Annotated in this window: 18 protein-coding genes; 10 read left to right on the forward strand and 8 right to left on the reverse strand. The window is 67.6% G+C overall.

Annotation, left to right across the window (positions count from 1 at the left end):
* Nucleotides 1-198: 198 nt before the first annotated feature.
* The 4 genes from ASG43_RS00705 to cysS form a co-directional block, all read right to left on the reverse strand.
* Nucleotides 199-687 (reverse strand): GFA family protein, encoded by a 489-nt coding sequence (locus tag ASG43_RS00705; RefSeq protein ID WP_056499152.1) that lies wholly within the window; start codon nucleotides 685-687, stop codon nucleotides 199-201.
* 37 nt (nucleotides 688-724) lie between these two features.
* Nucleotides 725-1,693, reverse strand: coding sequence for a prolyl aminopeptidase (gene pip / locus ASG43_RS00710; RefSeq protein WP_056499155.1), 969 nt, complete (start codon nucleotides 1,691-1,693; stop codon nucleotides 725-727).
* Between the two features lie 408 nt (nucleotides 1,694-2,101).
* Nucleotides 2,102-2,380, reverse strand: a complete 279-nt coding sequence (locus ASG43_RS00715) for a type II toxin-antitoxin system prevent-host-death family antitoxin (protein ID WP_056499157.1) — start codon at nucleotides 2,378-2,380, stop codon at nucleotides 2,102-2,104.
* A 58-nt stretch (nucleotides 2,381-2,438) separates the two neighbouring features.
* Nucleotides 2,439-3,920, reverse strand: a complete 1,482-nt coding sequence (gene cysS / locus ASG43_RS00720; protein ID WP_056499158.1) for a cysteine--tRNA ligase — start codon at nucleotides 3,918-3,920, stop codon at nucleotides 2,439-2,441.
* 248 nt (nucleotides 3,921-4,168) lie between these two features.
* Between cysS and ASG43_RS00725 the strand changes: the two genes are divergently transcribed.
* Nucleotides 4,169-4,357 (forward strand): hypothetical protein, encoded by a 189-nt coding sequence (locus tag ASG43_RS00725; RefSeq protein ID WP_056499161.1) that lies wholly within the window; start codon nucleotides 4,169-4,171, stop codon nucleotides 4,355-4,357.
* 120 nt (nucleotides 4,358-4,477) lie between these two features.
* Here ASG43_RS00725 and ASG43_RS00730 read toward each other — a convergent pair whose 3' ends face one another.
* Nucleotides 4,478-5,230, reverse strand: coding sequence for an SOS response-associated peptidase (locus ASG43_RS00730; RefSeq protein WP_056499164.1), 753 nt, complete (start codon nucleotides 5,228-5,230; stop codon nucleotides 4,478-4,480).
* Between the two features lie 84 nt (nucleotides 5,231-5,314).
* On the opposite strand from ASG43_RS00730, the gene ASG43_RS00735 reads away from it, so the two are divergent.
* The 4 genes from ASG43_RS00735 (at nucleotide 5,315) to ASG43_RS00755 (ending at nucleotide 7,725) form a co-directional block, all read left to right on the forward strand.
* Nucleotides 5,315-5,773: an NUDIX domain-containing protein gene (locus ASG43_RS00735; protein WP_056499166.1), complete on the forward strand. Its 459-nt coding sequence runs from the start codon at nucleotides 5,315-5,317 to the stop codon at nucleotides 5,771-5,773.
* Nucleotides 5,774-5,912: 139 nt separating this feature from the next.
* A complete protein-coding gene (locus tag ASG43_RS21915) occupies nucleotides 5,913-6,389 on the forward strand; it encodes a TIGR02301 family protein (protein WP_244487940.1) in 477 nt (158 codons plus the stop codon).
* Nucleotides 6,390-6,491: 102 nt separating this feature from the next.
* Nucleotides 6,492-6,752, forward strand: a complete 261-nt coding sequence (locus ASG43_RS00750; protein ID WP_156386316.1) for a hypothetical protein — start codon at nucleotides 6,492-6,494, stop codon at nucleotides 6,750-6,752.
* A gap of 34 nt (nucleotides 6,753-6,786) precedes the next feature.
* The gene (locus ASG43_RS00755; protein ID WP_156386317.1) at nucleotides 6,787-7,725 is read left to right on the forward strand and encodes a hypothetical protein; all 939 of its coding nucleotides are present in this window, start codon (nucleotides 6,787-6,789) and stop codon (nucleotides 7,723-7,725) included.
* A gap of 162 nt (nucleotides 7,726-7,887) precedes the next feature.
* Here ASG43_RS00755 and ASG43_RS00760 read toward each other — a convergent pair whose 3' ends face one another.
* The gene (locus ASG43_RS00760) at nucleotides 7,888-9,216 is read right to left on the reverse strand and encodes a dihydroorotase (RefSeq protein ID WP_056499179.1); all 1,329 of its coding nucleotides are present in this window, start codon (nucleotides 9,214-9,216) and stop codon (nucleotides 7,888-7,890) included.
* 75 nt (nucleotides 9,217-9,291) lie between these two features.
* Between ASG43_RS00760 and ASG43_RS00765 the strand changes: the two genes are divergently transcribed.
* From ASG43_RS00765 to ASG43_RS00775, 3 genes are read left to right on the forward strand one after another with little or no spacing between them, the layout of a single operon-like run.
* The gene (locus ASG43_RS00765) at nucleotides 9,292-10,140 is read left to right on the forward strand and encodes a folate-binding protein YgfZ (RefSeq protein ID WP_056499181.1); all 849 of its coding nucleotides are present in this window, start codon (nucleotides 9,292-9,294) and stop codon (nucleotides 10,138-10,140) included.
* A gap of 32 nt (nucleotides 10,141-10,172) precedes the next feature.
* A complete protein-coding gene (locus ASG43_RS00770; RefSeq protein ID WP_156386434.1) occupies nucleotides 10,173-10,766 on the forward strand; it encodes an HD family hydrolase in 594 nt (197 codons plus the stop codon).
* Nucleotides 10,767-11,285: a hypothetical protein gene (locus tag ASG43_RS00775; RefSeq protein ID WP_056499186.1), complete on the forward strand. Its 519-nt coding sequence runs from the start codon at nucleotides 10,767-10,769 to the stop codon at nucleotides 11,283-11,285.
* Nucleotides 11,286-11,297: 12 nt separating this feature from the next.
* Here the strand turns inward: ASG43_RS00775 and panB are convergent, their stop codons facing one another.
* Together panB and panC are read right to left on the reverse strand one after the other, a co-directional pair.
* Nucleotides 11,298-12,116, reverse strand: coding sequence for a 3-methyl-2-oxobutanoate hydroxymethyltransferase (panB, locus tag ASG43_RS00780; protein WP_056499187.1), 819 nt, complete (start codon nucleotides 12,114-12,116; stop codon nucleotides 11,298-11,300).
* A complete protein-coding gene (gene panC / locus ASG43_RS00785) occupies nucleotides 12,113-13,000 on the reverse strand; it encodes a pantoate--beta-alanine ligase (protein ID WP_056499189.1) in 888 nt (295 codons plus the stop codon). The genes panB and panC overlap by 4 nt, the downstream gene beginning before the upstream one ends.
* A 173-nt stretch (nucleotides 13,001-13,173) precedes the next feature.
* Between panC and ASG43_RS00790 the strand changes: the two genes are divergently transcribed.
* Nucleotides 13,174-14,706 (forward strand): hypothetical protein, encoded by a 1,533-nt coding sequence (locus ASG43_RS00790; protein WP_056499191.1) that lies wholly within the window; start codon nucleotides 13,174-13,176, stop codon nucleotides 14,704-14,706.
* A 188-nt stretch (nucleotides 14,707-14,894) separates the two neighbouring features.
* A complete protein-coding gene (locus ASG43_RS00795; RefSeq protein ID WP_056499194.1) occupies nucleotides 14,895-16,127 on the forward strand; it encodes an MFS transporter in 1,233 nt (410 codons plus the stop codon).
* The last annotated feature ends 14 nt before the right edge of the window (nucleotides 16,128-16,141 follow it).

The raw sequence follows: 16,141 nt of genomic DNA on the forward strand, positions 1-16,141 counted from the left end.
GCCACAAGGGGCGGGATCGAAGCGGCGGCGGTGATCCGGCCTCGCGCGAGGACCAGAACCGGGGCCGCCCCACATGACGATGGCCGGCCAAAAGCCGGGCGTTCCGACCCCTTCGCGCTTCACGTCATGCCGGTCGCCGCCGTCGCAATGACCGGCGGCCTTCAAGGTCCATGCCGGGATGGAGGCCACACGCTTCGCTCATGGCTTCGGTTTCCAGTCGGCATCGGTTTCGTGGTCCGGATGCTGGTTGGAGACGAGATCGTCGAGGAAGGGGGCATCCGCCGTATCGTCCGCCGTCCCGCGCGCGGGCAGCTGGTGCAGGCGATCGACATAGGCGAGCTTGGCTTCGGTCCCGAACTGCAGGATCGGTGCGACGGTGGACGGATCGTCGAAGGCGCCGATCGCCAGGGCCAGACCGTCCGGCGCCTCGTAGGTCAACGGCGTCCCGCAGGCGGAACAGAAACCGCGGCGCACGAGATCGGACGACGCGAACCGCGAAGGCTCTCCCCGCGTCCATCGAATCGTGTCGTCGTCGACATTGACGAGCGGAGCGTAGAAGGCGCCGAACGCCTTCTGGCACATCCGGCAATGGCAGATGGATGCACGTCCGAGCGCGCCCTCGACGCGGAACCGGACAGCACCGCACTGGCAGCCGCCGGTATAGACCGGCTTGTTGTCGAGAGACATGGATCGATCCCTTCCCCTAACGTTCAGAATTCAGAGTTCAGAGTTCAGCGAAACGATCGGTGGCGGCGAGAAGTTCGGCCAGAACGCCCGGCTCCGAGAAGGCGTGGCCGGCACCCTCCACCATCCGATAATCCGAGCCCGGCCAGCCCTTGTGCAGCGCATGGCTCGTCGCAGCCGGCGTGACCACATCGTAGCGTCCCTGAACGATGATGCCGGGAATGCCGGCCAGCCGCGAGACGTCTCGAAGGATCTGCCCTTCCTCCAGCCAAAGATCGTGGATGAAGTAGTGGTTCTCGATTCGGGAAAAGGCGATGGTCGCCTCGCTCACGCCGGCGGCACCGTGCGGGGCGGGAAAGGGACGCCCGTTGTCGCGTCTCAGCGTCACCGTTCCGGCCTCCCAGGCGGACCAGGCTCCGGCGGCCTCGGCCCGCACGCGCCGATCCTGGCTCGTGAGGCGATCCCGATAGGCGCGAAGCGGCGACTCGCGCTCCGCCTCGGAGAGCGGGGCGAGGAACCGCTCCCAGAGGTCCGGAAACAGTCGATTGGCCCCGTCGCGGAAGAACCAGTCGAGCTCGCACGCCCGGCCGGTGAAGACGCCCCGGAGAATCAAGGCGCGAACGCGCTCCGGATGGCGTTCGGCATAGGCGAGCGCCAACGTCGCTCCCCAGGATCCGCCGAACAGCATCCAACGCTCGACGCCCATCATCTGACGGAAACGCTCGAGATCGGAGACAAGGTGCCAGGTCGTGTTCGCCTCCAGCTCGCCCTGCGGCATTGATCGCCCGGCGCCCCGCTGGTCGAAGAGAAGGATGTGGTAGCGCGCGGGATCGAAGAGCCGTCGATGATGCGAACCGAAGCCGCTTCCCGGCCCCCCATGGAGGAACACGACGGGCTTTCCGTGGGGGTTGCCACAGAGCTCATAGTAAAGCGTGTGGCCATCGCCGACGTCGAGACGACCGACGCGATAGGGCTCGATCGGGGGATAGGGCTTGCCGGTTTCGGACATGGGACTCTGGAATGTGGGGCACGAGGCCGGCGAACCGTCGGGAGGCTGCGCGCGAAAGCTCGTGCGGTTCGATCGAAGAGAACCGTCGTCTCCGACGACGCGACACGGAGACGAGCGAAGGCGATACGTCCGCGCTCGTCGCATTCTCTCAGCGAAAGCCGAACGACGCCAGCTTCAGGGACGTCGGCCGAGCCGAAGAAAAGGGCGCCGTTTTCCGGCCCCGTCGTTTCCGATTGTGGCGGTGCGCGCCGGCCAATGCAACAGCGCTCTCTTCGGTCGGGCTTCGGGGATCACGTCGAGCGCGGCGCGCGACACCTCGGATCCGCCCCCGGATGGTCGAACCCGCCGCGATCCGCCCGGCCCCGTCCGCGACGTTCTCAGGGCGCTCCGGTCTTCGGCCGAGACCTGCTATTTGGCGGTTTCGGTCCCGCTCTCGGCCTCACCGTCATCGTCGAACATCGTGCGGATGAAGGCCATGTGGCGCTCGTCATCCCCGACGGTCTTCTCGTCGGTGCTCCAGTTCGGTTCGACCCAGGCCTCTTCCGTCCGGGGCATGTCGGCGCTCAGCTGCGTGACCTTGACCATCGGCCGGCCGGCCTTGACGATCACGAAGGGCCGGCCGGCCGCCGCCTCGTCGACAAGCCTCGACAAATTCATCTTCGCCTCCTGCAGTCTCACCTCGCGCATACCTTATCCTCGGAACCGAAATGTCAGCTTCCTATCGTGGCCAAAAAACGGGTCACGTCTACCGCTTGACCTCCCACGTGGTGAATCGCTCGCCCGAGACGTTGTCCTTCCCGTCCTTCAGCTGGATGCCCTTGCCGAGAAGCTCGTCGCGGATCCGGTCGGCCTGCGCGAAGTCTCGGGCCCGAAGGAATTCGAGGCGCTGCTGAATGCGAGCCTCGACATCGGCTTCGACCTCTCCCCCGACGGCGGCGGACGCATCGGCTTCCGCCGGCAAGCGATCGAAACCGAGGAACGAGAGCGCGCTCCGCAAGGCGACCTTCGCGCCATCCTCGTTCCGTTCGGCCGATTTCACCATCCGGTCCAGGACGACGCGGGTTCCAGCGAAGTTCAGATCGTCGAGGAGCGGCTTCAGGATGGCCGGATCGATCGCCGCGGCCTCTGCCTCCACGCCGGCGACGGCCTTCGCCCAACGAACCAGCATGCCCTCGGCCTCTTCCAGTCGCCGCAGCGAGAAGTCGATCGGCTCACGATAATGCGTCATCAGCATCGCAAGCCGCAGCACCTCGCCCGGCCACGTCCGGGCCCCGAAGGTCCCCGTCGAGAGGAGATCGTCGATCGTGACGAAGTTGCCGTCCGACTTCGACATCTTCCGGCCCTCCACCTGGAGGAAGCCGTTGTGCATCCAGATCTCGGCCATCCCGTCGGTGCCGTGGGCGCAGCGAGACTGGGCGATTTCGTTCTCGTGGTGCGGAAAGATCAGATCCAGCCCGCCGCCGTGGATGTCGAAGATCGCGCCGAGATAGGCCTCGCTCATCACCGAGCACTCGATGTGCCAGCCCGGCCGGCCGCGGCCCCAGGGGCTGTCCCAGCCGGGTTCCTCCACGGAGGATAGCTTCCAGAGGACGAAGTCGCCGGGATGGCGCTTGTGGGCATCGACGGCGACGCGGGCGCCCGCCTGCTGTTCGTCGAGCCTGCGGTTGGAGAGCCGACCGTAATCGGCCATGGAGGTGACGTCGAAGAGCACCTCCCCGCCGGCCTCGTAGGCGTGCCCCCGGGCGATCAGGGCCTCGATCATCGAGATCATGTCGGGTCGGCCATCCCCGCGAGGGGTGACGAAGTCGGTCGCGCGCGGTTGGACGCTCGGCGCGAGGCAACCCAGAGCCTCGGCGTCCTTCTGGAACTGCGCCGCCGTCGGCTCGGTCACGCGCCGGATCGCCTCGTTCAGCGGCAGGCCGGGAAAATCGCGAGCCGCCCGCGCGTTGATCTTGTCGTCGACATCCGTGATGTTGCGCACATAGGTGACATGATCCACGCCATAGAGATGGCGAAGCAGCCGGAAGAGCAGATCGAAGACGATCACCGGCCTCGCATTGCCGATATGGGCGAAGTCGTAGACCGTCGGGCCGCAGACGTAGAGGCGCACGCGCCGTTCCGACGGCGCCACACCGCTTCCCTCCCGCCAGTCGAGAGGACGAAGGTCTTCCTTCGATCGCGTCATCGTGTTGGTGAGGCGCAAGCCCCTGAAGCCGTCGTCCTGCATGATCCGTCCTCGGCCGATCCGTCCTGCCGAGGCGATAGAGGCTCGAGAGGAACGGGGCAACCGTCCAGCGGCTCGCCCACGGGTCCGGCACCGGACCCGGTGTGTCCGCAGCGCCACTTAACGTCTTCAAGTCATGAAGAAAGAATTCGTGTTTAAGGTTCGGTTATCACTCGCCTCTAATCTGTCTCAATCGCAGCCGCTTTTGGGGCTGCACGAGCCGGAACCGGCCGAACCCTTGGAAAAGAGACATGAACCAGAGCGTTGTGAAGTTTCGTTCGAAGAGCGAACGCGAGCAGGACGTCAACCTCCTCGCACAGTATGGCGAAATCGGCATTGCGGCGATCGCCGCCGCCAACCAGGCCTTCCGCGGCAAGCAGAAGCAGCAGCAGCAGGGCGACGCGCCGCGCCGCACCGCCGTGGTCGGCTACTCCGACTGATCGCACACAATCGAAGCGCTCGACGCAACGACGTCGGCGAACCGAAGAGCCGGTTCGCGAAAACCCTGCCGGCGGCGTGACCGACGCCGGCAGAACGAGGACCGGCGCGACGATCCCCCCTCAAAAGAGGCTGCCCTGTGCCGGGCCCTCTGGCCCCTCGCCCGTCGCATCGGCGCTCTCCTCGATCGGCACCTGAAGCTCCGGTCCCATGTGAGCAGCCGAGTTCACGAGGTCGGACACTGCGAAAGCCTCGTAAACCGCCTCTGCGGCCGGTGCGAGGAGGTCTGCGATCTCGCGGGGCTCGAACTGCCGGCAATCCAGCCAGCGCGCGACCTCCGCAGGTGCGATCGTGACCGGCATCCGCGCGTGAATCGCGGCGAGGGTCGCATTGGCCTTTGTGGTCAGGATCGCAGCCGTGTCGATCTCCGAACCGTCTGCGGCATGCCACGTTTCCATGATGCCGGCGAAGGCGACGGGCCGGCCGGACCGGGGCCGCACGAAATAGGGCTGGCTCTTCGACGTCCCGGCACCGCGCCGCCATTCGTAGAAGCCGCTGGCGGGCACGAGGCACCGGCGGTGGCGCATCGCGCCGCGAAAGCTCGGCTTCTGCGCCGCCGTCTCGGCTCGGGCGTTGAAGGTGAGCGAGGCGCTGGTCGGATCCTTCAGCCAGCCCGGCAGGAAGCCCCAGCGCACGAGCCGTCCCTCCCGCGCCTCGCGGGATGCCTCCGGCCGCACGTCGCGCCCGCCGAGCACGATGAGGATCGGCTGGGTCGGCGCGATGTTGTAGCGCGGTGGAAAGCCGTCGAGGTCGTCGAGGTCGAGCATCGCAGCCACCTCGGCCGGCGTCGCGGTGAGCGTGTATCGTCCGCACATGCGGGCCCTTGAGCCTCAGGCGCGACCGTCCGTCAAGCACCTGGCCCTTGCCGGGCGGCGCCTTCCCATCTACGTCCCCATGCCATGAGCCACCTTGTCCACAACTCCGATCCCCGCCCTCCCGTCGTCGGCGTTTCAGCCTGCATCTTTCGCGCCAGAAAGGTGCTTCTCGTGAAGCGCGCCCGCGGTCCCTACGAGGGGCTCTGGAGCCTTCCCGGCGGCCGGGTCTCGTTCGGAGAGCGGCTGGAAGCGGCCGTGCGTCGCGAGGTGGAGGAGGAGACCGGCATCAACCTTCCCCGCTACGCCTTCTACTGCCTTCACGAGGCGATCGAGGCCGCGGCCGGGATCCATGCCGTCATCGCGGTGCATCGCGCGGCGCAGGAACTGCCCGTCGGAATCGAGCCCGATGCCGGCGACGACGCACGCGCCGCCGTGTTCCACGATGTGGACAAGCTCGCGGCCATGGATGCGGACAAACGGCTGACGGGGGGACTGGCGGAAATCGTCGCGTCCGCGCATCGTTCGCACCTGCTCGGCCTCTGACCCGACCTGACCTCGCCGCCGATGTTGCCCGAATGGCGCAGTTGCGCGGCAATGCGGATCGAGATTTCCGGCTTCCTTGCAAAAGCCTTAACGAGGCTTCAGATCGTCCGTCATGAACAAATGTCGCTCCGTCTCGCGCGTGGTGCCGCCGCTGCTCATCGCGGTCGCCCTTGTCAGCGGCGGGTCGACATGGGCGCAGGAACCGCCGGCGTCCCCGGACGTGCCGCCTGCCGCGACCGGCTCCGCGCCCGGCGCATCCAAGGGCGAGGCCACGGGCGCGGCCGCGCCGGAGGCATCGGGCGTCGCTCCTTCGGATGCGGCGTTCATGAAGCCGCTCGGACGATTGTCCTCCATCCTCGGATCCATCCATTTCCTGCGCACGCTCTGCGGTGACCCCGGCGCGGGTCAATGGCGCGAGACGATGAACGAGCTGATCGACGCGCAGTCGCCCAACGAAGCCGACCGCAAGATTTTGATCGCGAGCTTCAACAGCGGCTATCGCGCCTTCGAATCGACGTATCGCAAATGCACGCCGGCAGCGCGGCTCGCCGTGTCGCGCTATCAAAGCGAAGGCGCAACACTCAGTCGGGAAATCAGTGCCCGCTACGGAAATTAACGCTTCGCTTACGATCTCTCAAAGTTGGGCGCGCGTTGCCCCCGGGATCGTGTAGGACCTTAACGAGCGGTGAAGCCGGAAGGCTCAATGAGAGGGATCGGGATGATCGACTTGCAGAATGCCGAACTCGACGCGATGATCGAAGCCGAGAAGAAGCAGGTCGCCTTCGAGTACCATCACGAAGCCTGGGCCGATGGAATTTCGGACGGGATCGAAGCCGAGATCCTGGCGGAAACCGCCATCTCGACCGCCTTGACCGAGCTGGTTCGCCTGCACGGCGAGGACGAGGTCCTCGACATCCTGGAGCGCCTGCGCCAGCGGATCGAATTCGGCGAGTTTCGTGCAGACCGGAACCTCCAATAGGCGCGCTCGCCGCCGGATGTTCGAGATCCCCGGCATGACCTCATTCCTCCCCGACGGAAAGACCGGCATCGTGCGTTCTGCGATGGCGTTCTGGATGGTCTTGGCTCTTTCGCACGGTGCCGCGGCCTTCTCGCAGATCGGCACGAAGGACGGTGCGGCGCCGCAGCGCGAGGGCATCGTTTCGGTACCCCTCCCCCCGCTGGCCGGCTCGGCTTCTCCGGCCGAACCCACGGTCGCGCCGTCGGAACCGACGAGGCCGAGCGCTCCTGCCCTGCCGGGCGGCGAGCCGGCGAGCCCGGCCGCGCCGACGGGGTCGACGCAGGCCTCGCCGCCTGTGTCATCGACGGAACCGGTGTCCCCGCCGGCCGGAGAGGCGGTCCCGTCCGAGGATGCGACGCCTCCGGAGGATGCCGGGCCGACGGGCGAAACGCCTCTCGACGGCGCGGCGTCCGAAAGCGGCGTGCCGCCGGGTGCCGCTGCCACGGTCCAGGAAGACCGTGGACCACCGCCCGCCATCGCTTATGGCGATGACGGCCTGCCGCAGCCGGTGCGCGATCTTCGCGCCCGGCTGATCGAGATCGCAAAGGCCGGCGAGATCGAGGCGCTTCGCCCTTACATCCAAACGGGCGAGGACGGCACGCTGTTGTCGTTCGGCGGGGCCGAGGGCGATCCGATCGCCTATCTCAAGACCACGTCCGGCGACGGCGACGGCGTCGAAGTCCTCGCCATTCTCCTGGAAGTTCTCGAGGCCGGTCACGTTCGCAGCGAGCCCGACAGCGACAACGAAATCTACATCTGGCCCTATTTCACGGCCGTCTCGGTGGACAAGCTGACCAAGCCGCAGAAGGTGGAGCTCTTCGAACTCGTCACCGCCGGCGACTATCAGGAAATGCTGGGTTTCGGCGCATACAACTTCTATCGCGTCGGCATCTCGCCCGATGGGAAGCTGCAGTTCTTCGTCGCGGGCGACTAAGGCCGGGCCCGTCCCTCACACTGGAGTGACGACGCGAACCGTCCGGCTTCCGGCGCTTGCCGCCGGCATTCTCCCTGCCATCGGCTCGTCCGTTGGACGACACGATGCGCGGATGAGCGGATCCGGACCGTTCTCCGAGCGCCCTTTCGGAAGCACGGCTCGCTAGCCGAGCGACTCCGCGAAGCGGACGGGCTTGCCAAGCCCCGGTGCCACGATATCGCCGTCCCACATCACGCGCTGCCCGCGCACCACGGTGCCGACCGGCCATCCCGTCACCGATACGCCGTCATACGGCGTCCACTGCGATGTCGAGCCGATCCAGCCGTTGCGGATGGTCTCCCGGCGCTTCAGGTCGACGATGGTGAAATCGGCGTCGTAGCCGCAGGCGATGCGGCCCTTTCCGGCGATGCCGAAGATCCGCTGCGGCCCGGCGGAGGTGAGATCGACGAAACGCGCGAGCGACAGCCGGCCGTTGGCCACGTGGTCGAGCATGATCGGAACGAGCGTCTGCACGCCTGTCATGCCCGATGGCGACTGCGGATACGGCTTGGCCTTTTCCTCCAGCGTGTGCGGCGCGTGGTCGGAGCCGAGGACGTCGATGATCCCGTCCGCGATGCCGCGCCAGATGCCGTCGCGGTGATGCGCGTCCCGCACCGGCGGATTCATCTGCAGGAGCGTTCCGAGGCGGGCGTAGTCCTTGGAGCTCATCGTGAGGTGGTGCGGGGTCGCCTCCGCCGTCACGAGATCCTTGTGATCGCGCAGAAACGCGATCTCCTCCTCGGTGGAAATGTGGAGGACGTGGATGCGCGCGCGCGCCGCTTCCGCGATGGCGACGAGCCGCTGCGTGCACCGCAGGGCCGCCACGGCATCGCGCCAGACCGGATGCGACGCGGCATCGCCGGGCACCCGCTCGCCCAGCCGCTCGCGCAGGCGGAACTCGTCCTCGGAGTGGAAGGCGGCGCGGCGGCGCGTGCGCTTCAGGATCTCCGACACGCCCTCGTCATCCTCCACGAGGAGGCTCCCCGTGGAAGAGCCCATGAAGACCTTGATCCCGGCTGCACCCGGAAGGCGTTCGAGGTCGGCGACGTCGGCCGCGTTCTCGCGCGTACCGCCCACCCAGAAGGCATGGTCGCAATGCATGCGGCCCCTGGCGCGGGAGAGCTTGTCGGCGAGGGCGGCTTCGCTGGTCGTCAGAGGATCGGTGTTGGGCATCTCGAAGACCGCGGTGACGCCGCCGAGAACGGCCGCGCGCGACCCCGATTGCAGGTCCTCCTTGTGCGTCGGGCCGGGTTCGCGAAAATGAACCTGGCTGTCGATGACGCCGGGCAGGACGTGAAGGCCACGACAATCCACCACCTCGCCGGCGGCGGAGGCATCGATCGAGCCGATCGCCGCGATGCGCCCGTCCCGCAAGCCGACGTCCCGGAGGCCTTCGCCGTCGTGATTGACGACAGTGCCGCCCTTGAGAACGAGATCGTAGCGGTTCGACACGAGGGGCGGCTCCTTGCTTGTCCCGGCGGGCTCGCACGTCTACCTAACGCAGGAACCGCATCGAAGCGAGCCGCCATGCCCTTTGTCCGACTCCTCGACCGCAGCCTTCTTCTCGTCACGGGGGAAGCGGCGCCCGCCTTTCTTCAGAATCTGGTGACCTCGGACGTCGATGCCCTCTCCGTCGACGAGGTTCGCCCCTCCGCGCTGCTGACACCGCAAGGCAAGATCCTCTTCGACTTCCTCCTCAGCCGGATCGAGGACGGCATCCGGATCGACGTGGCGGCCATCGCCCGCGCCGATCTGCTGAAACGCCTGACGCTCTACCGGCTTCGCGCGCCGATCGTCTTTCAGACGCCGGACACCGAGGTCTTCGCGCTCTGGGACGAGACGGCGGGTCTCGTGGATCGACGATTTCCCGAAGCGGCGGTCCGGCGTCTGTACGGACGCTCGCCCGAAGGCCTCGACGAGCGTCCGGCCGCCGAGTTCGACGCCCTGCGCATCCGCGCCGGCGTGGCCGAGGCCGAACGCGACTTCCCCGCCTCGGACGTCTTTCCCCACGACGTGCTGCTCGACCAGAATGCCGGCGTCTCGTTCCGGAAGGGCTGCTATGTCGGGCAGGAGGTCGTGTCCCGCATGCAGCACCGCGGCACGGCGCGGCGCAGACTGGTGCTGATCGATGCCGATGGTCATCTGACGCCGGGCTCCGAGATCCGCGCCGGCGAGCGGGTCATCGGCACGGTTCTCTCGGCGACGGATGCGACCGGCATGGCGCTGGTGCGGATCGACCGGCTCGCTTCGGCCTTGGCGAGCGGCGAAACTCTGTCCGCCGACGGCGTCCCGGTGGAGGCGAGCATTCCACCCTGGGCTGGTTACGCGCTGCCGGAACCGGCAGCCGGCGCCGAAGCTGCGGACACCGCTTCGTGAGCGGCACCAAGCCGCCGCGCGTCTGGCAACGAATGCTGTCCGGACGGCGTCTCGACCTTCTCGACCCATCTCCGCTCGACATCGAAATCGAGGATATCGCGCATGGCCTTGCGCGCGTCGCGCGCTGGAACGGGCAGACGCGCGGCGAACACGCGTTTTCCGTCGCCCAGCATTCGCTGATCGTGGAGGCGTCCGTGCGGTTTGCCGACGACGATCCCCGCTGGCGGCTGGCGGCGCTTCTCCACGATGGTCCCGAATATGTGATCGGGGACATGATCTCGCCCTTCAAGAGCGTCGTCGGTGGCGACTATCGGCTCGTCGAAGAGCGCCTCCAGCGCGCGATCCATCTGCGCTTCGGCCTTCCCGCCACTCTGCCGCCGGCGATCCTGAAGGCGATCAAGACCGCAGACCGCTTGTCGGCCTTTCACGAAGCGACCCGGCTCGCCGGATTTTCGACCGAGGAGGCCGGCGCCTTCTTCGGACGTCCGGCGGAGGGCGCGGTCTCTGCCACCAGCCTGGAGCCGAAGCCGGCCGAGGTCGTCGGGCGCCTGTTCCTCGCCCGGTTTCGCGAACTCGACGCGGGGACGGTCGCAGCCGGCAGACCGGCCACGGGAGGCAAGACCTGAATGCCCTATCTCGTCGTCTCGTCCCTCGCCGATCTTCCCGCGACCGTCGCCGAACATGGCGCTCTCGACATGGTGACGCTCATCAACGCGGCGACGGTGATGGAGCGTCCTGCGGCCATCGCGGCCGAGCGCCATCTCTTTCTCGGCATGAACGACATCGTCGACCCGGCGGATGGCCTGATCCTGCCGGCAGACGATCATCTGGACCGGCTCCTGGCCTTCGGCCGCGCATGGGACCGACGAAGGCCGCTGATGATCCACTGCTATGCCGGGATCAGCCGCTCGACGGCCGCGGCCTATATCCTCGCGCTCGCGATCGATCCCGGCATCGACGAGGCGATGCTCGCCGCCGAACTCCGGCGGCGCGCGCCCTCGGCAACGCCGAACGCCCGTCTGATCGCGCTCGCCGACGCGCGGCTCGGTCGCGAGGGGCGGATGATCCGCGCCATCGCCGGTATCGGGCGCGGCGCGGACGCGTTTTCCGGCACGCCCTTCGTGCTGCCGCTGTCGCTGTCCTGACGAAGTGTCGGGTCAGTTCTTCGGCTGGTAGACGTTGTCCGGGCCGGGGAAACTGCGGTCGCGCACGGCCTGCGCATAGGACGCGATGGCCTCGGCCGCGTGGTCGGCGAGCGCGCCGTAGCGATGGACGAAGCGCGGAACGCGCGGCGACAGGCCGAGCATGTCCTCGAGCACGAGGATCTGGCCATCGCAGGTCGCCGATGCGCCGATGCCGATCGTCGGGATGTCGAGCGTCTCGGTGATCCGCGCGGCAAGCGGCTCCACGACGCCCTCCAGCACGACGGCATAGGCACCGGCCTCCGCGACGGCTTGGGCATCTCGCTCGATCGCCTCCCACTCCGCCCGCTCGCGGCCCTGCGTCTTGAAGCCGCCGAAGCTCATGACGGCCTGGGGCGTCAAACCGACATGAGCCATGACCGGGATGCCCCGGCCCGTCAGGAAGCCGATCGTCTCGGCCATGCGGGCACCGCCTTCCAGCTTCACCGCGCCGCAGCCGGTCTCGGCCATCAGCCGCGCCGCGTTGCGAAAGGCGACCGCGGGGCTTTCCTCGTAGGAGCCGAAGGGGAGATCCACCACCACCTGCGCCCTGGCCGAGCCGCGAACCACGCTCGCCCCGTGCAGGATCATCATGTCGAGGGTCGCGCCGAGCGTGGAGGGCAGCCCGTGCTCGACCATGGCGAGGCTGTCGCCGACGAGGATCAGGTCGGCAACGGCATCGACGAGGCGCGCCGTCAACGCGCTGTAGGCGGTGAGCGCGACGATCGGCACTCCGCCCTTGCGGGCCCGGATCGCGGGCGCACTCTGGCGCTTGACCTGGACTTCGACGCTCATGGCCGCACTTCCCTTCGAATCATGCCCGCATCGGGGCTCGAGACCTCGCGCTGGTCGATGAGCAGCACGTCGCCGAAACGGACGGTGACGAGAACGACGGCCCGCTCGACGCTCCGTATCTCAGATAGGTCGTCCGCATCTCGAACGTCCACCGACCGGATGTCGGCGCGCGGCTCGGCCTGGATCACGGCCCGCACCAGAGCCTCGATCGCATGCGGGTCGCGCTCGCCGCGCGCGACGGCGTCGCCGGCTCGATCCAACGCCGCCGGAATGACGGCCGCGGCCCTGCGGTCTTCCGCGGACAGGCGGACATTGCGCGAGGAGGCGGCGAGCCCATCCGCGTCGCGCACCGTCGGAACGCCCAGGATCTCGATGCCGAAAGACAGATCCCGCACCATCCGCCGGATCGTGGCGAGTTGCTGGTAGTCCTTTTCCCCGAAGACGGCGACGTCGGGCGCGACGATGTTGAAGAGCTTGGCGACGACGGTCGCCACGCCCCGGAAGTGTCCCGGACGTTGAGCCCCGATGAGGATGCCGGACAGGGACGTGACCTCGACGGCGGTCTCCATCGGCTGGGGATACATCTCGGCGACGTCGGGGGCGAAGACGATCGCGACTCCGTGGCGCGCGCAAAGCGCGAGATCGCCGTGGAGATCGCGCGGATAGGTCGACAGGTCCTCGCCCGGCCCGAACTGCGTCGGATTGACGAAGATCGAGACGACCACGGTGTCGCTGACGTCCCGCGCGCGGTCGACCAGCGCCATGTGCCCGCGATGCAGGTATCCCATGGTCGGCACGAGCCCGATGCGTCGCCCGCCGCGACGCTCCGCGTTCAAAGCCGCGCGCAGTTCGGCGATGGTCCTGGTGACGAGAGGAAGCTTCATGATGATCGCAGTGCCCAATTCCGGGGCAGCGTTTGCCAGTTTTGTCGCCCCGCGTCGACTTTGATTTCGGCCGAGGTCTTGCCGGACCCCGCGAACACTGGCAACGACCGGCGTAATCGTGTTTGTAACCCTTTGCGGATCGACGGGTTTCCGCCAATTTCGGGAGAGAGGCGATGCGCCGGACCACTGCTTTCGCCATCGGTTGGGTCCTGATCGGACCGGCCGCGGCTCAAACGACGGCGACGCAGGCCGGAGCCGACGCCCTGGCGGGAGCGCTCGCCGCCTATACGGGTCCGTCGGCCTTCGAAAAGAAGATCATCGCCGTCGCGCCGGAGGGCGCCGGCTACCGCATCACGCTGTCTCCGAACGCCGCGATCGCCGCCCTTCTCGAACCCGGCTCGACGTTCGATGTCGCGCCCGTCTCGCTCCTCGTCGCGGAGCGTGCCGACGGCAACTGGGATGTCTCGAGCGCCGAAGCACTGTCCATCCGGTTCGACGTGACGAGCCAAGGCGTGCGCCAGAGCGCGGACTACCGGGTCGAGGCCGGCACCTTCAGCGGCGTCTATGCGCCGAAACTCGGCACGTTCCTGTCGGGAAGCGCGAGCTATCCCGGCGCGACCATCACGGCGAGCGACGCGGCTTCGGACGTGAAGGCGACCATCGGCCGGATTGGCTACGAGATGTCCGGCAGGGATGGCGGGAACGGTGCGGTCGACGCGACGGTTCGCCAGACGGTGACCAATCTCGTCGAAACCGTTTCGATCAAGGCCGACCCCGCCGCCGGAACGCCGGACGCCACCGTCGACGTCACCGCCGCGACGATGGACAGCGCCAGCGTCTTCACTGGAATGAAGAGCCGCGCGCTCCTCGACCTCTGGGCCTTCGCCGTGTCCAAGGCCGACAAGGACTCCATCGTGGCCGACCAGGAGGAACTGCGGACCCTTCTGAATGCCGCCTTGCCGATCTGGACGACGATCGACGGTCATTCCACGTTCGGCCAGACCCAGATCTCGTCCGCCTTCGGGAAGCTTTCGATGACCAAGGTCGCCGTCAAGCTGCGGGGCGACGGCATCTCGAAATCCGGCGCTCTCGGCTATGCGCTGGAGCTGGAAGGCCTGTCCGCACAATCTCCCCTGATGCCGGGCTGGACGGCCAGCCTCATGCCGCAGGACATCACGCTGGCGCTGAAGGTCGACGGCCTCGATCTCGAGACGCCGGCCAAGCGTGCCATCGCGGAGTTCGACCTGTCGAAGGATCCGGCGCTTCCGGCGGAGACGTCGGACGCGATCGCCCTTGCCTTCTCCGAGAATCCGCCGCGCTTCACCCTCGAACCCAGCCGGCTGAAGGCCCGCGACTTCGACGTGACGTTCAGCGGCGACGTGGTTCTCGCCGGCATCCAGCCCGAGATGAACATGACCATCGAGGCCGCCGGTCTCGACACCGTCATCTCGACGCTCCAGGCCGAGGCCGCGACGGATCCCTCCGTCAACCAGATCGTCGGCGGCCTTTCGCTCGCCAAGGGATTTGCGAAGGCGCTGCCGGACGGTCGTTCGCAATGGATCGTGTCGACCAAGGCCGACGGCTCGGTGGTTCTGAACGGCAACATGCTCGTGCCCCCGACGGCCGAGACCGGACCGGCGCCGACGGACGAGAACGCCCTACCGACCGAAGATCCGCTCGGCCTGGACGAACCCGCCGAACAGTAAAGTCGCGCTGCGATCGACGCAGGGTCCCGACCGGCGATCATAGGCGCGCACGCGACGGGCTGGCGCCCGGGCCTTCGCTGAGGGCCGGGCGATCGATGACGTCTGGTGATGCCTTCCATCACCAAAAGCGGCTCACCCTCGGCGAGGAACCCGCATAGGATCGGCGCCGGGGCTCGAGGAGATCAGCCATGTCCACGCATGCCAAGCCGCAGACCTCGGGAGCCGCAACCCCGTGGCTGGTGATTCTCGCGGGCTGCACCATCGCCATGCTGACCTTCGGTCCGCGCTCGGCCATCGGCTTCTTCCAGCTGCCGATGCTGGCCGATACGGGCTGGGGACGCCAGGATTTCGCGATGGCGATCGCGGTTCAGAACCTTCTCTGGGGCGCGGGACAGCCGATCTTCGGCGCCATCGCGGACCGCTGGGGAACGGCGCGCGTCCTCGTCATGAGCGGCATTCTCTATGCCGCGGGGCTCGCCATCACCGCCGTGGCCCCCTCGCCGGCCTGGCTCACGATCGGAGCCGGCGTCCTCGTCGGCCTCGGCGTCGCCGCCGGCTCCTTCGGAATCGTCCTCGCCGCCTTCGCGCGCAACGTCTCGGCGGAGCAGCGGTCCTTCGTCTTCGGCCTCGGCACGGCCGCAGGCTCGCTCGGCATGTTCGTCTTCGCGCCCCTCAGCCAGGGCCTCATCGACCGCTTCGGCTGGAGCGATTCCCTCCTCGTCCTGTCCGCCATGATGCTCCTGGTGCCGCTTCTCGCCGTCGCCTTGAAGGGCAACCGCAGGAGCGGCGGCGTCACGCGCGAGGAGGTCGAACAAAGCATGGGCGCGGCCATGCGCGAGGCCTTCGCGACGAAGAGCTATCTTCTCCTCACCTCCGGCTTCTTCGTCTGCGGCTTTCAGGTCGCCTTCATCACCGCGCATTTCCCCGCCTATATCGCCGACCTCGGCATCGCTCCCGTCTGGGCGGTGACGGCCCTCGCCCTCATCGGCTTCTTCAACGTCATCGGCTCGATCGCGTCCGGGATCATCGGACAGCGCTATTCCAAGCCGATCTTCCTCGCCCTCATCTATATCGGCCGCTCGATCGCCGTGACCGTCTTCCTGCTGGTCCCGGCCTCGCCGACGACGGTCGTCGTCTTCTCCGTCGTGATGGGTCTTCTCTGGCTGTCCACCGTCCCGCCCACGAACGGGCTCGTGGCCATCATGTTCGGCACGCGCCATCTGGGGCTTCTCGGCGGCATGGTCTTCCTGTCGCACCAGATCGGCTCGTTCCTCGGCGTGTGGCTTGGCGGCAGGCTCTATGCGCAGACTGGCTCCTACGACGTCGTGTGGTGGCTGGGCGTCGGCATGGGCATCTTCGCCGCCATCGTGCATTGGCCGATCCGCGAGGCGCCCGTCGAGCGGGCTCTCGTCCCCGCCTGACGCGGAGACGGGAG

Origin of the sequence: Aureimonas sp. Leaf454 (assembly GCF_001424685.1) — a bacterium.
In the GTDB taxonomy this organism is placed as follows: Bacteria; Pseudomonadota; Alphaproteobacteria; order Rhizobiales; family Rhizobiaceae; genus Plantimonas.

Excerpts from the sequence above, each read along its gene's own strand:
- ASG43_RS00705 (WP_056499152.1), bottom strand. The coding sequence starts at position 687 with ATGTCTCTCGACAACAAGCCGGTCTATACCGGCGGCTGCCAGTGCGGT.
- pip (WP_056499155.1), bottom strand. The coding sequence starts at position 1,693 with ATGTCCGAAACCGGCAAGCCCTATCCCCCGATCGAGCCCTATCGCGTC.
- ASG43_RS00715 (WP_056499157.1), bottom strand. The coding sequence starts at position 2,380 with ATGCGCGAGGTGAGACTGCAGGAGGCGAAGATGAATTTGTCGAGGCTT.
- cysS (WP_056499158.1), bottom strand. The coding sequence starts at position 3,920 with ATGCAGGACGACGGCTTCAGGGGCTTGCGCCTCACCAACACGATGACG.
- ASG43_RS00725 (WP_056499161.1), top strand. The coding sequence starts at position 4,169 with ATGAACCAGAGCGTTGTGAAGTTTCGTTCGAAGAGCGAACGCGAGCAG.
- ASG43_RS00730 (WP_056499164.1), bottom strand. The coding sequence starts at position 5,230 with ATGTGCGGACGATACACGCTCACCGCGACGCCGGCCGAGGTGGCTGCG.
- ASG43_RS00735 (WP_056499166.1), top strand. The coding sequence starts at position 5,315 with ATGAGCCACCTTGTCCACAACTCCGATCCCCGCCCTCCCGTCGTCGGC.
- ASG43_RS00750 (WP_156386316.1), top strand. The coding sequence starts at position 6,492 with ATGATCGACTTGCAGAATGCCGAACTCGACGCGATGATCGAAGCCGAG.
- ASG43_RS00755 (WP_156386317.1), top strand. The coding sequence starts at position 6,787 with ATGACCTCATTCCTCCCCGACGGAAAGACCGGCATCGTGCGTTCTGCG.
- ASG43_RS00765 (WP_056499181.1), top strand. The coding sequence starts at position 9,292 with ATGCCCTTTGTCCGACTCCTCGACCGCAGCCTTCTTCTCGTCACGGGG.
- ASG43_RS00770 (WP_156386434.1), top strand. The coding sequence starts at position 10,173 with ATGCTGTCCGGACGGCGTCTCGACCTTCTCGACCCATCTCCGCTCGAC.
- ASG43_RS00775 (WP_056499186.1), top strand. The coding sequence starts at position 10,767 with ATGCCCTATCTCGTCGTCTCGTCCCTCGCCGATCTTCCCGCGACCGTC.
- panB (WP_056499187.1), bottom strand. The coding sequence starts at position 12,116 with ATGAGCGTCGAAGTCCAGGTCAAGCGCCAGAGTGCGCCCGCGATCCGG.
- panC (WP_056499189.1), bottom strand. The coding sequence starts at position 13,000 with ATGAAGCTTCCTCTCGTCACCAGGACCATCGCCGAACTGCGCGCGGCT.
- ASG43_RS00790 (WP_056499191.1), top strand. The coding sequence starts at position 13,174 with ATGCGCCGGACCACTGCTTTCGCCATCGGTTGGGTCCTGATCGGACCG.
- ASG43_RS00795 (WP_056499194.1), top strand. The coding sequence starts at position 14,895 with ATGTCCACGCATGCCAAGCCGCAGACCTCGGGAGCCGCAACCCCGTGG.